The sequence below is a fragment of the Agromyces binzhouensis genome, assembly GCF_004135055.1.
Taxonomy (GTDB): domain Bacteria; phylum Actinomycetota; class Actinomycetes; order Actinomycetales; family Microbacteriaceae; genus Agromyces; species Agromyces binzhouensis.
This window is the reverse complement of record NZ_SDPL01000044.1, coordinates 1-12,859: the sequence shown is the minus strand read 5'-3', so window position 1 is coordinate 12,859 and position 12,859 is coordinate 1. Positions and strand designations below refer to the sequence as shown.

Sequence of the window (12,859 nt, the reverse complement as noted above, 5' to 3'; positions counted from 1 at the left end):
CTCGTCCTCTCGCTGGCGCCCGCGACCGCCGCGGCCGCCGCGTCCGCCCCGGGCGTGCACGCGACCGCTCCCCACGCCGTCCTGATCGGCGGCAACCTCGACGAGAACGCCGAGATCCTGCAGTCCATCGTCGACCTCGCCGACCCCGACGGCGCGGGCCCGGAGAAGGCGCGCATCGCGATCGTGACCGCCGCAGCCCGATCCGCGCGAACGCCGGAGCAGGCCGCCGATGCGTCGCTCAACAACGCCGCCGCCAACGGCCTGTACTACTCGGACCTGTTCCAGCAGTACGGAGCAGAGACCTACGCCGTGCCCGTCGACACGGCCGTCGACTACCCCGGCGACGAGTACCGACCCGACCGCGCGGACGATCCCGCCGTCGTCGCCGAGATCGCGAGCGCCACCGGCGTCTTCTTCGGCGGCGGGGACCAGATGCGCTACGTCCGGACCCTCCAGGACTGCGAACCCGCACCGCTCGAGGCGTTCGAGTCGTGCGCGGACACCCCCGTGCTCACCGCGCTCCGCGCAGCCGCCGACCGCGGCGTGGTCGCGGGCGTCAGCGCCGGCCTGGCGATCCAGCAGGGCGCCGACATGGTGACCGGGGGCGAGTCGTACGAAGCCTGGCGGGATGGCGCGACGGCGGGCTACCTCGACGACCCGACCGAACTCGGCTACCTGCCCTCCGGCGGCTTCGGCTTCGTCGAGGGCGTGCAGATCGACAGCCACTTCACCACCTGGGGCCGCCAGGGCCGCGCGGTCAAGCTCGGCCTCGAGACCGGGCACGACCTGGTGCTCGGCATCGACGAGACCACGGCCGTCGTCCTCGACCGGACGACCGGCGTCGGGCGCGTGATCGGCGAGCACGGCGCGTCGCTGCTCGACCTGGGCGACGCACGCGAAGCCGATGGCGGCGTCACCGGGGTGCGCTGGAGCTACGCCACCGCCGGCGACTCCGTCAACCTCAGGCGAGGCCTGGCGCTGGCGGCCGAGGGCTCGTCGGCTGTCCGGCCCACCGCGGGTCCGGTGGCCGAGCGCGCCGACGTCTGGGACTCGCTCGAGGGTTCGGGCGGGGTCTACTCGCTGCGCGACCTCGCACGCGAGACGGTGGCCTCGAGCGCCCGCACCGCGAGCGGCACGAGCTTCGAGGAGTCGCCGCAGTTCCGGACGACCCTGACCCGCGAGCCGGGCACGCGGGCGTGGGCCACGCCCGCCGGTTCCGTCTCCTTCGCGGGCCTCGTCATGCGGATCGAGGTCGTCGCGACCGCGGACTGAGCGTCGAGGCGACCGCGGGCGGCGGATGGCACCGGGTGCCGTCCGCCGCCCGTCGGCGTTCCGGGCGGTTTCACAGGCCCGTCAGTCACTGTTGCAGTCGCTGCACCATGATTCTGCACCCAGTGAAAGGAAGACTCGCCATGGCCCCCGCACCCGCACCAGGCGCCCCGCCGGTGCTCAGCGCGCACGCGCTGACCAAGACCTACGGCGCCGGGCACTCCCGGTTCGACGCCCTGAAAGGCGTGTCGCTCGACGTCCACCGCGGGGAGTCCCTCGCGATCGTGGGCAAGTCGGGCTCGGGCAAGTCGACCCTGATGCACCTGCTCGCCCTGCTCGACCGGCCCACCACCGGCGCGGTCGAGGTGGACGGCGAGGATGCGGCATCCGCCTCGGCGAAGCGGATCAACCGCCTGCGCAACGAACGGTTCGGGTTCGTGTTCCAGCAGTTCTTCCTCACCGCGCAGCAGTCCGTCCTCGAGAACGTCACCCTGCCGCTCCTCGTCGCCGGCGTGGCACCGCGCGAGCGCGCCCGGCGCGGCATGGCGGTACTCGACGCCCTGGGGCTCGCCGACAAGGCGGGGAACCGGGCCAACGACCTCTCCGGCGGCCAGAAGCAGCGCGTCGTCATCGCCCGCGCGCTCGTCAACGATCCCGACGTCATCTTCGCCGACGAACCCACCGGCAACCTCGACACCGCCACCGGATCGCAGGTCGAGGACATCCTCTTCGGCCTCCAGCGCGAACGGGGCATCACCCTCGTCGTCGTCACGCACGACGACGACCTCGCCGCCCGGTGCGATCGCCACGTCACCATCGCCGACGGCCTGACCGTGGAAGGAGCGGAACGATGAGGACCGCCGACATCATCGCCAACGCCGCTCGGAACGCGTTCCGCAGCAGGCTGCGCACCACGCTGACGGTGCTGAGCCTGTTCGTGGGCGCGTTCACGCTCACGCTCACGACCGCGCTCGGCGCCGGCGTGAACGACTACGTCACCAGGCAGGTCGCGACGGTCAGCACCGGCGACGCGCTCCTGGTCGCTCCGGCGGCCTCCGCGGAATCGACCGAGGGACCGACGCCGTTCGAGGCCGACGGGCGCCAGCAGGCCACGCAACCCAATCCGCTCGGCTCGGGCACGCTGCTGAACTCCGACGACCTCGAGGCGATGCGCGGAACGGAGGGCGTGGACCGGGTCGAGCCCGTCCGGCAGATCACGATCGACTGGATCGCCACCGCGGACGGCGACGCGCAGGACCGCTACGAACTCGACATCAACCCGAGCTCCTCGCTCGGCCGGAGCGACCTCGTGGCGGGCGACCAGCTCGACAACCGGACGGACACGGCGCAGGTCATCCTCCAGGAGGACTACGTCGACGCCCTCGGATACGACGGCGCCGAGTCGGCGATCGGCCAGACGGTCGCGCTCGGGTACACCGATGCCATGCAGTCCGAGCGGACGATCGAGGCGGAGGTCGCCGGGATCGCCCGCGCGAGCCTGTTCGCGGCCGGGGCCGGGGCGAACGAGAGCCTGACCGACGCCGTCACCGAGGCGCAGGCCATCCCCGGGCAGCCCGAGGCGTACGTGCTCGCGGTCGCGCACCTCGACGGGACCGGGCCGGGCGGCGCCGTGACCGACGAGGACGTCGAGGACGTCAAGTCCCGGCTCGCCGACGCCGACCTCGCGGGCCAGACCGTCGAGGACCAGCTCGGCGTCATCCAGACCGTCATCAACGGCATCATCGGCGTGCTCAGCGCGTTCTCGGTGATCGCGCTGCTCGCGGCATCCTTCGGCATCGTGAACACGCTGCTCATGAGCGTGCAGGAACGCACGCGCGAGATCGGCCTCATGAAGGCCATGGGGATGTCGAACGGTCGGGTCTTCTCGCTGTTCAGCCTCGAGGCCGTCGTCATCGGCTTCCTCGGATCCGCGATCGGCGCGGTCGCCGCGATCGGGCTCGGCTCGGCGATCTCGACGGCGCTGTCCGCCGGACCGCTCGCCGACCTGCCGGGCCTCACGATCCTGCTGTTCGACCCCGCCAACGTGGCCATCGTGATCCTCGTGATCATGCTCGTCGCGTTCCTGTCCGGCGTGCTGCCCGCCCGCAGGGCGGCACGTCAGGACCCGATCGACTCGCTACGGTACGAGTAATCGACCAGGAGGCGGATCATGTCGACCGAACCCGGATCGCGGCGTCGCGGCGTCGCCGAGACGAGCGCCGCGATCGAACGCGCCGCGATCGACCTCGTCGACGAGCACGGCTACGACCAGGTCACGGTCGACATGATCTGCCACGCCGCCGGCATCAGCCAGCGGACCTTCTTCAACCACTTCAAGACGAAGGATGCCGCGCTGCTCGGCACCGACGAGCCGGTCATCGACCAGCAGGCCGCCCGGGAGTTCATCGTCTCGGACGGCCCGCTGCTCGCGGAGGCCGCCGGCCTCGTCCGGATCGAGCCCGGCAGCCTGCCGGCGGACCCGACGCTCCTCGTGCGCCGCATCACCGCGGTCTCGCAGAACCCCGCGCTCCTCGCGCGCCAGATGGAGCGGCTCGCCGCCATCGAGGCCGAGCTCCGCCAGATCCTCGAGCTCCGCCTCCGCCAGGACGCGCTCCGCGACGGGGCGGACGAGGCCGAGCTCGCCGACCTCCCCGAGCAGGCCGAGATCATCACGCACCTGCTCGCCGGGCTCATGCGCTACGTCGGGCTCAGCTGGGCGCGGCGCGCCGCGGACGATCCGGCCGGCCCGATCGACGCGGACCGCCTCGGCGAACGCCTCGAGCGCGTGATCGGCAAGCTCGGCTGAGCTGCGCGGCCGACGATCGACTCGATCGGCCCTGCGGGCCGAGGTCAGGCCATGGTGTCCAGGATCGCCGTGAGCTGGTCGAAGCTCGTCATCGGGTTGACGATCGCGAACCGCGTGTTCGGACGCCCCGCGTGGGAGCTCGGCGTGACGAACGCGTGCTGCTCGTCGAGCAGCCGGGTCGACCACCGCGCGTAGTCGGCCTTCGTCCATCCCTCGCGCTCGAAGACGACGACCGACAGCTGCGGTTCGCGCACCAGCCGGAATCCGTCACGGCGTTCGATCTCGCGCGCGATGTCCTGCGCCAGCCGGATCGAGGCGCCGATCGCCTCGCGGTAGGCCGCCGCGCCGTGCGTCGCGAGCGAGAACCAGAGCGGCAGGCCGCGCGCCCGTCGGGTGAGGTGGGCCGCGTAGTCGGACGGGCTCCACTCGCTCGTCTCGGTCAGCGTGTCGAGGTACTCGGCGTGCTGCGTGTGCGCGCGGCGTCCGGCCTCCGGGTCGCGGTAGATCAGCGCGCACGCGTCGAACGGCGCGAACAGCCACTTGTGCGGGTCCACGATCACCGAGTCGGCTCGTTCCACGCCGGCGAACCGGTTCCGGGCGACCGGGGAGAGCATGCCGGCCAGGCCGTAGGCCCCGTCGACGTGGAACCACACGTCGAACTCGTCCTTGAGCGCGGCGATCGAGGCGAGGTCGTCGATGATGCCGAAATTCGTCGATCCGGCGGTCGCGACGACGGCGAAGACGGATGCGCCGTGCTCGTCGAGTGCGGACCTCACGGCGGCTCCGCGGAGCACCCCGTCCTCGCCCGGGTCCACGGCGACGACGTCGACGTCCATGACCCTCGCCGCGGAGGCGATCGACGAGTGCGCCTCGGCGCTGCAGACCACCTTCCAGCGCTGCGGCGTCTCCGTGCCGTCGCGGGCGACGGTGGCGCGCGCGTGCTCGCGGGCCGCCACGAGGGCGGAGAGGTTGCCGAGCGTGCCGCCCTGGACGAACACCCCGCCCGCGGTGGACGGCAGGCCGAACTCGGCGGCGAGCCAGGTCAGCACCTCGTTCTCGGCGTACACGGCGCCCGCCCCCTCGAGCCAGGACCCGCCGTAGAGCGCACTGGCCGAGACGACGAGGTCGAACGCGACCGCGGCCTTCGTCGGCGCCGTCGGGATGAACGAGAGGTACTGCGGGTGGTCGGTCGTGATGCACGCCGGCGCGAGCACGTGCTCGAACCGCGAGAGCGCCCGGTCCGCGCCGATGCCGTGCTCGTCGATGCTGCGGCCGGCGAGGCGGCCGAGGTCGATGGGAGGGATCGGCTTGTCGAGCGGGGTCTCGGTCGAGAGGATCCGGTCGCGCGCGTACCGGAGCACGAGCTCGACGAGGTCCGAGGTGCGCTCGGAGACCTCGTGCATGGACGCCGGGGATGACGGGGCGGCTCGGCCGGACATGATCCTCCTATCGGTGAGAGCAGGCACAAGTGTGCGTCACGGGAGGGATATTCGCAAACTGCGAGCGCGGGTCCGCCGTCACATGCAATGAACGTGCGTATGGGGACCTCAGCACGCAAGAATGGCGCACGCGACGATGTGCCGCGGCCGGTGGCACGCCGTCGAGCGCCGCTCAGTGCACGTACTCGAGCAGGTCGGCCCCGACCCGTCGCATGCCGTCGAGCACCGCGAGGCGCGACGCGAGCTGCGTGTCGGCGAAGTACATCGACACCGCGTACGCCACCCCGGCACGCGGGCCGCGGAGCACGCCGACCTCGCTGCGGACGCCGCCGTCGGTGCCCGTCTTGTTCATCAGGAGCAGGCCGTGGTCGGGCGTGCGGTGCGCCAACGGGTCGAGCCCGAACGCCGACGCGACCATCGAGAGGTCGGCGTTGAGCGACAGCCATCCGACCACCCGCTGCGACACCTCGGGGCTCACGATCTCGCCGCGCGCGAGCGACGCGAACAGCCACGTGAGCTCCTTCGCCGAGCCGATCGACAGCTGCGGCGCGTCGTCGGGCCCCCGGTGGTCGCGCACGAGGTCGAGCAGCGCCGTGCGCGTGAGACCCAGCGCCTCCGTCCGCGACCGCACCGACTCGAGGCCCACGTGGCGGATCAGGACGTTCGTCGCGAGGTTGTCGCTCGTCGCGCCGACGAGCGCCGCGAGGTCGGACATCGGCAGCGACGGCGTCTGCAGGTGCTGCCAGATGCCCGAGTCGCCGACGGCGTCGCGCGGCGCCCGGTCGAGCACGGTGAACGCCTCGGGGCTCGCCTGGCCGAGGCGCGAGGCGACCTCGACGAGCAGCAGCACCTTGCCGATCGACGCGGTCGGCATCACCACGTGGTCGTCGACGGAGAACAGCACGCGACCCGTCGCGAGGTCGGTCGCGCGCGCCGAGACCTGGACGCCGCCCAGCGCGAGCTCGCCGAGGGAGTCGAAGCCGCGCGAGAAGTCCTCGGCGAGCTCGTCGCCGCGATGGCGGCCTCGTCGGAAGGATGCGTGCCGAGCACGGCGCTCGGAACCCTGGGACGAGGTCACCACGACAGGAACAGCGGCTTTCGTTCGGGTCGCGCGCTCCCCCACCGCGGCATCGCGGTGCGCTCGACGGGATCGGACGGGGGTCTGGGGTGAGGTGCTACCAGATGCGGACGCGATCGGCCGGGTCGAGCCAGAGCTCGTCATCGGGCGTGACCTCGAAGCCAGTGTAGAACTCGTCGATGTTGCGCACGATCTGGTTGCACCGGAATTCGTTCGGCGAGTGCGGATCGATCGCGAGCAGCCGCTCGACCTCGGCATCGCGCCCCTTCATCTGCCAGGCCTGCGCCCAGGACAGGAAGAACCGCTGCGCGCCGGTGAGTCCGTCGATCACGGGCGCCTTCCTGCCGCTCAGCGAGAGCAGGTACGCCTTCCAGGCGATCGCCAGGCCCCCGAGGTCGCCGATGTTCTCGCCGATCGTGAGCGCGCCGTTGACGTGCGCGGGTGCGCCCGCGGCATCCGCCTCGCCCCCGTCGTCGGCGGCGCCGTCGGCGAGCTGCGCCGGGACCAGCACGTCGTACTGCTCGATGAGCGTCTTCGTGCGCTCCTCGAACGCGGCGCGGTCGGCCTCGGTCCACCAGTCGACGAGCCGGCCGTCGCCGTCGAAGCGCGAGCCCTGGTCGTCGAAGCCGTGGCCGATCTCGTGCCCGATGACCGCGCCGATCGCGCCGTAGTTCGCCGCCGCGTCGCGATTCTCGTCGAAGAACGGGAACTGGAGGATGGCGGCGGGGAAGACGATCTCGTTGAACCCCGGGTTGTAGTACGCGTTGATCGTCTGCGGCGTCATGAACCACTCGTCGCGGTCGAGGGGCTTGCCGATCTTGCCGAGCTGACGCTGGAACTCGAACTCGGCCGCCGCACGCACGTTCGCGACGAGGTCGGCCGCGGAGACCTCGAGCGTCGAGTAGTCCCGCCACTTCACCGGGTAGCCGATCTTCGGCGTGAACTTCTCGAGCTTCTCGAGCGCCTTCTCGCGGGTCTCCTCGCCCATCCAGTCGAGCCCGGCGATCGAGTCGCGGTAGGCCTCGACGAGGTTCGCGACGAGCTCGTCCATGGCCTCCTTCGCCGCGGGCGGGAAGTGCCGCTCCACGTAGATGCGGCCGACGGCCTCGCCCATGGCGCCCTCGACGAACGAGACGCCCCGCTTCCAGCGCTCGCGCAGCTGGGGCGTGCCGGTGAGCGTGCGGCCGTAGAAGTCGAAGTTCTCCTCGACGAAGGCCTTGCCGAGGTACGGCGCCGAGCCGTGGACGACCTGCCACGCGAGCCAGTCGCGCCACGCGGGCAGGCGGTCGGCGGTCATCAGCGCACCGACGCCCTCGACGAAGCTGGGCTGCCGCACGACGAGTTCGGCGAACGCCCCGTCGGGCACGCCCATCGCGTCGCGCCACAGGTCGAGGTCGACGGATGACGCGGCGGCGACCTCGGACCAGGGCATCAGGTTGTACGTCTTCTGGCTGTCGCGCGAGTCGACGTTGGTCCAGTGGGACTTCGCGATCTCGGTCTCGAGGTCGAACACGCGCTTCGCCCGCGCGGCGCCGTCGTCGAGCGCGGCGAGCCCGAACATCCGCTCGAGGTGGCCGAGGTACTTCTCGCGGATCGGCGCGAAGCGCTCCTCGCGGTAGTAGCTCTCGTCGGGCAGGCCGATGCCGCCCTGCTCGACGAAGACGAGGTAGCGCTCCGGGTCGCCGGGGTCGTTGTCGACGAAGAGCTGGACGAACCCGCCGACCCCCTGGCGCTCGAGGCGGCCGATCGCCTCCAGCAGCTGCGCGACGGTGCCGGGCAGCGAGGCGTCGACGAGCTGTCCGGCGATCGGCGTCGCGCCGAGCATCTCCGCACGCTCGTCGTTCATGAACGACGCGTACAGGTCGCCGACCTTGCGCGCCTCCGTCCCCGGCTCGGCCGCCTGAGCCTCCTCGATGATCTCGCGGACGGCCTGCTCGGCCTCCTCGTAGAGCACGATGAAGCTGCCGTAGCGCGCCTTGTCGTCGGGGATCTCGGTCCGGTCGATCCACTTGCCGTTGACGTGGCGGAAGAGGTCGTCCTGCGGACGCACGTCGGCGTCGAGTTCGTCGAGGATGATGCCGCTGGGCTTCGTCGCATCGCTCATCCCCACAGCCTAGGCGGCACCCGGTCGGCAGTGCTGGGCGGATGCCGCGAACCGGCGCGGCACGTCAGCGCAACTGGGCGAACCCCTCGGCCTTGCGCGTCGGTCCGACGACGAGCACGGTGTCGTCGGGCCCGAGCACGGTCTCGGCGTCGGCGTTGCGCCACTCCTCGCCGGGTCGCTTGAAGGCGGCGACCGTGACGCCGAGCTCCTTGCGGAGCGCCGTCCGGCCGAGCGGGACTCCGTGCAGCCGCGAGGGCGGCGCGGTCTTCACGATCGCGTAGCCCTTCTCGATCTCAATGTAGTCGAGCGCGGCGCCGCGCACGAGGTGGGCGACCCGCCGCCCCATCTCGGCCTCGGGCCGGATGACGTGGTGCACGCCGAGCTGCTCGAGGATGACGGCGTGCTGCTCGGTCACGGCCTTCGCCCAGATCACGGGGATCTTCATGCCGAGGAGGACGGAACTCGTGAGGATCGACGCCGTGATGTCGCTGCCGATCGCGACGACGACCCGGTCGAACTCGTCGACGGCGAGCTGCTTCAGCACCTCGGACTTCGTCGAGTCGGCCCGGACGACCTGCGTGAGGCGGCCGTTCAGGGACTGCACGATCTCCTCGTCGGCGTCGATGCCGAGGACCTCGGTGCCGCCGGCCATGAGTTCGAGCGCGAGCGAGCTGCCGAAGCGGCCGAGTCCGATCACCGCGACCGAGTCGGCTTCGGCGATGCGGCGCGACGTGTCGCTCGCACCGCCGAACAGGGTGAACCTAGCCAATGGCGGGCCTCTCCTTCGGGAGTTCGTACAGGATGCGGCGATCGCGGAGGGCGATCGCCGACCCCAGGGTGAGCGGGCCGATGCGACCCAGGAACATGAGCAGCACGAGGACCACCTCGGCGCTCGGCGGCAGGTCGCCCGTGATGCCCGTCGACAGGCCGACGGTCGCGAAGGCCGAGACCGCCTCGAACGCCACGAGGTCGAGGTCGAGCTTCGTGAGGTGCATGAGGAGGATGATCGCGGTCATCACCGCGCCGACGGCGACCAGCGCGACCGTGATCGCCTGGCGGTGCACGGCCCGGCTGAGCCGCTTGCCGAAGATGTTGACCGCGCCCTCGCCGCGGAACTCGGTCAGCAGGATGAAGTAGAGCACCGCGAACGTGGTCACCTTGATGCCGCCGGCGGTGCCGGCAGGTCCGCCGCCGATGAACATGAGCACGTCCATCACGACCCAGCTCTCGTCGTGCATCTGGCCCACGTCGATGCTGTTGAAGCCCGCCGTGCGGGCCTGCGTCGACATGAAGAACGCGGCGAGGAGCTTGGCGCCCGGGGACAGCGGCCCGAACGTGCCCTCGTTGTTCCACTCGGCGATCGCGAGGTACGCGAACCCGCCGACGAGCAGCACGACCGTGCCCCACAGCACGAGCTTCGTGTTCATCGACCAGTGCCGCGGGCGCCCGAACTCCTTGCGCAACTGCATGATGACCGGGAAGCCGAGACCGCCGAGGATGATCGCGGCGCACATCGGCAGGCAGACGAACGGGTCGGCGACGAAGTCCATCATGTTGTTCGTGTACAGCGCGAAGCCCGCGTTGTTGAACGACGAGACGGAGTGGAAGAGCGCGTACCACGCGGCATCCGCCGGCTGGTAGTCGTAGCCGAAGAGGAACCGCGGGAACAGGAACAACCACGTCACGGCCTCGATGCCGAACGAGATGAGGACGATCCCCCGCACCAGGCCGCGCACGTCGTCGTAGCCGACCGCCTTGGCCTCCGCCGCGGTGTTCAGCCGCGATCGCACGCTCATCTTGCGCGCGAGCACGAGGCCGATGAGCGAGGCGAAGATCATGATGCCGAGGCCGCCGAGCTGGATGAGCAGCAGGATCACCGAGTGCCCGAGCGGACTCCAGTGCAGCTCGGTGTCGACGACCGTGAGCCCGGTCACGCAGACGGCGCTGGTGGCGGTGAACAGCGCGTCCGTGAACGAGGTGCCGTCGGGATCGACGGTCATCGGCGGGAGCCAGAGGAGCAGGGTGCCGGCGATCACGGCGGCGGCGAACCCCACCACCACGGCCTGTGCCGGGTGGAGCCGGATGCCCCGTCGGAAGCGGTGCGGCCGCGGTTCGCGGACCGACGCGCGGAAGGTCACCGCGGAATCATACGCCTGCGGGCGACCCGGCGCGCCCCCGGCGTTCCGGGGGTCCTCCGGATCGCGTCGGCGCCGGCCCGGTGCGATGATCGAGCCATGCTGAACACGATCCTGAACGTCGTCTGGCTGATCCTCGCGGGCATCTGGCTGTGGATCGGGTACATGCTCGCCGGGCTCCTCATGTGCATCCTCATCGTGACGATCCCGTGGGGCGTCGCGTCGTTCCGCATCGCGAACTACTCGCTCTGGCCGTTCGGACGCCAGGTCGTCTCCAAGCCGACGTCGGGCGCCTGGTCGTTCATCGGGAACGTCATCTGGGTGCTCCTCGCCGGCTGGTGGCTCGCGCTCGAGCACCTCGTCACGGGCATCGTCATGTGCCTCACGATCATCGGCATCCCGCTCGGCATCGCGAACTTCAAGCTGATCCCGGTCTCGCTCGCGCCGCTGGGCAAGGAGATCGTCGACGCATAGTGGCGAGCTCCATCACCGCGCGCCGGACGGTCGACCGCGACATCCTGCGCCTCGCCGTCCCCGCGCTCGGCGCCCTCATCGCCGAGCCGCTGTTCCTGCTCGCCGACACGGCGATGGTCGGCCACCTCGGCGCGGCACCGCTCGCGGGCCTCGGCCTCGCGAGCGCCGTGCTGCAGACGATCGTCGGCCTCATGGTGTTCCTCGCGTACGCAACCACGCCGTCGGTCGCGCGGCGACTCGGAGCCGACGACGAACGCGGCGCCGTCGCGGCCGGCATCGACGGCCTCTGGCTCGCGCTCGGACTCGGCACGGTGCTCGCCCTCGCGGGCTGGTTCGCGGCGCCGTGGCTGGTGGGCGCCTTCGGCGCCTCGGCGGACGTCGCCGCCGAGGCATCCGTCTACCTCTCGATCTCGATGGCGGGCCTGCCCGCGATGCTCGTCGTCTTCGCGGCGACGGGCCTGCTGCGGGGCCTGCAGGACACCCGCACCCCGCTCTGGGTCGCCGGGATCGGCTTCGCGGCGAACATCGCGCTCAACGCGCTCTTCATCTACGGCCTCGGCTGGGGCATCGCCGGGTCGGCGATCGGCACCGTCGTCGCGCAGTGGGGCATGGTGCTCGTCTACCTGGTCGTCGTGACGCGGCATGGCGCGCGGGTCGGCGCGAGCCCGTGGCCCCACCACGCGGGCGTGCTGCGCGGCGCGCGCGACGGCGGTTGGCTGTTCCTCCGCACGGCGAGCCTGCGCGTGGCGCTGCTGCTCGCGACGTGGGCGGCGACCTCGCTCGGCCGCGACGAGCTCGCGGCCTACCAGGTGGCGATCACGATCTACTTCACGCTCGGGTTCGCGCTCGACGCGCTCGCGATCGCGGCGCAGGCCCTCATCGGCAAGGGCCTCGGCGCGGGCGACGTCGACGTGGTGCGAGCGGTGCTCCGCCGTTGCGTCGAATGGGGCGTGGGGGCGGGCGCGGTGGTCGGCGCCCTCGTGATCGCGACCGCCTGGGTGCTGCCGGCGGTGTTCACGTCGTCGGCCGAGGTCGCGGCGCTCCTGCCGCCGTCGCTCGTGGTGCTCGGCCTGTCGGCACCGCTCGGCGGCCTCGTGTTCGTGCTCGACGGCGTGCTGATCGGTGCGGGCGACGCCCGCTACCTGGCGTGGACGGGCCTGGTCAACCTGGCCGCGTTCGTGCCGATGGCGTTCGGCGTGGTGTGGTGGGCGGATGCCTCCGGCGCCGACGTCCCGGGCGCGGCGGCGCTCGCGGCGCTCACCGCCGCGTTCTCCCTGGGCTACCTGGCCGCGCGGGCCGTGACGCTCTCGCTGCGGGCGCGGGGCCGGGCGTGGATGGTGACGGGCGCCCCCGCGTGAGCGGCGCCGCGTGACCAATGGCCCGACCGTTCGCGCGCGCACCGCATAGGTTCGAGGAACCGCCGTTCGAAGGAGGCAGACATGTCCGCGCCTCGCGTCCTGCCCGGTCCCACCGCCCACGCTCCGACTCGCGCGGTCGCCCGCAGCGCGGCCGCCGTCCTCGCGGCCGGCGTGCTGGTCGCGCTCACGGCGTGCG

At 71.6% G+C, this 12,859-nt stretch carries 11 protein-coding genes; 6 read left to right on the top strand and 5 right to left on the bottom strand.

The genetic code is table 11. The features are described from left to right. From ESO86_RS18560 to ESO86_RS04320, 4 genes are all read left to right on the top strand, one after another. Window positions 1-1,272: cyanophycinase (locus ESO86_RS18560; RefSeq protein WP_165307311.1), on the top strand; the 1,272-nt coding region annotated here is incomplete at its 5' end. Between the two features lie 140 nt (window positions 1,273-1,412). After that, window positions 1,413-2,123: an ABC transporter ATP-binding protein gene (locus ESO86_RS04330; RefSeq protein ID WP_129233651.1), complete on the top strand. Its 711-nt coding sequence runs from the start codon at window positions 1,413-1,415 to the stop codon at window positions 2,121-2,123. Next, window positions 2,120-3,421 (top strand): ABC transporter permease, encoded by a 1,302-nt coding sequence (locus tag ESO86_RS04325; protein WP_129233650.1) that lies wholly within the window; start codon window positions 2,120-2,122, stop codon window positions 3,419-3,421. The genes ESO86_RS04330 and ESO86_RS04325 overlap by 4 nt, the downstream gene beginning before the upstream one ends. 18 nt (window positions 3,422-3,439) lie before the next feature. Continuing rightward, a complete protein-coding gene (locus ESO86_RS04320) occupies window positions 3,440-4,075 on the top strand; it encodes a TetR/AcrR family transcriptional regulator (RefSeq protein ID WP_129233649.1) in 636 nt (211 codons plus the stop codon). A 44-nt stretch (window positions 4,076-4,119) separates the two neighbouring features. Here the strand turns inward: ESO86_RS04320 and ESO86_RS04315 are convergent, their stop codons facing one another. The 5 genes from ESO86_RS04315 to ESO86_RS04295 all read right to left on the bottom strand — a co-directional run bounded on the left by ESO86_RS04315 (window position 4,120) and on the right by ESO86_RS04295 (window position 10,834). Further along, entirely contained in the window at window positions 4,120-5,514 is a 1,395-nt protein-coding gene (locus ESO86_RS04315; RefSeq protein ID WP_129233648.1) for a pyridoxal phosphate-dependent decarboxylase family protein, read from the bottom strand. A gap of 172 nt (window positions 5,515-5,686) precedes the next feature. Next, a complete protein-coding gene (locus ESO86_RS04310) occupies window positions 5,687-6,595 on the bottom strand; it encodes a serine hydrolase (protein ID WP_129233647.1) in 909 nt (302 codons plus the stop codon). A gap of 94 nt (window positions 6,596-6,689) precedes the next feature. After that, the gene (locus ESO86_RS04305) at window positions 6,690-8,696 is read right to left on the bottom strand and encodes a M13 family metallopeptidase (protein ID WP_129233646.1); all 2,007 of its coding nucleotides are present in this window, start codon (window positions 8,694-8,696) and stop codon (window positions 6,690-6,692) included. A gap of 64 nt (window positions 8,697-8,760) precedes the next feature. Continuing rightward, on the bottom strand, window positions 8,761-9,465 hold the full coding sequence (locus tag ESO86_RS04300) for a potassium channel family protein (RefSeq protein WP_207207009.1): 705 nt from the start codon (window positions 9,463-9,465) through the stop codon (window positions 8,761-8,763). Then, window positions 9,458-10,834, bottom strand: coding sequence for a TrkH family potassium uptake protein (locus ESO86_RS04295; RefSeq protein WP_242492199.1), 1,377 nt, complete (start codon window positions 10,832-10,834; stop codon window positions 9,458-9,460). Before ESO86_RS04295 ends, ESO86_RS04300 begins: the two co-directional genes overlap by 8 nt. Before the next feature lie 99 nt (window positions 10,835-10,933). On the opposite strand from ESO86_RS04295, the gene ESO86_RS04290 reads away from it, so the two are divergent. After that, on the top strand, window positions 10,934-11,305 hold the full coding sequence (locus ESO86_RS04290) for a YccF domain-containing protein (RefSeq protein WP_129233653.1): 372 nt from the start codon (window positions 10,934-10,936) through the stop codon (window positions 11,303-11,305). After that, window positions 11,305-12,663 carry an MATE family efflux transporter gene (locus ESO86_RS04285; protein WP_242492198.1) on the top strand — a complete coding sequence of 453 codons (1,359 nt, stop codon included), beginning with the start codon at window positions 11,305-11,307 and terminating at the stop codon, window positions 12,661-12,663. The genes ESO86_RS04290 and ESO86_RS04285 overlap by 1 nt, the downstream gene beginning before the upstream one ends. Window positions 12,664-12,859 lie beyond the last annotated feature (196 nt).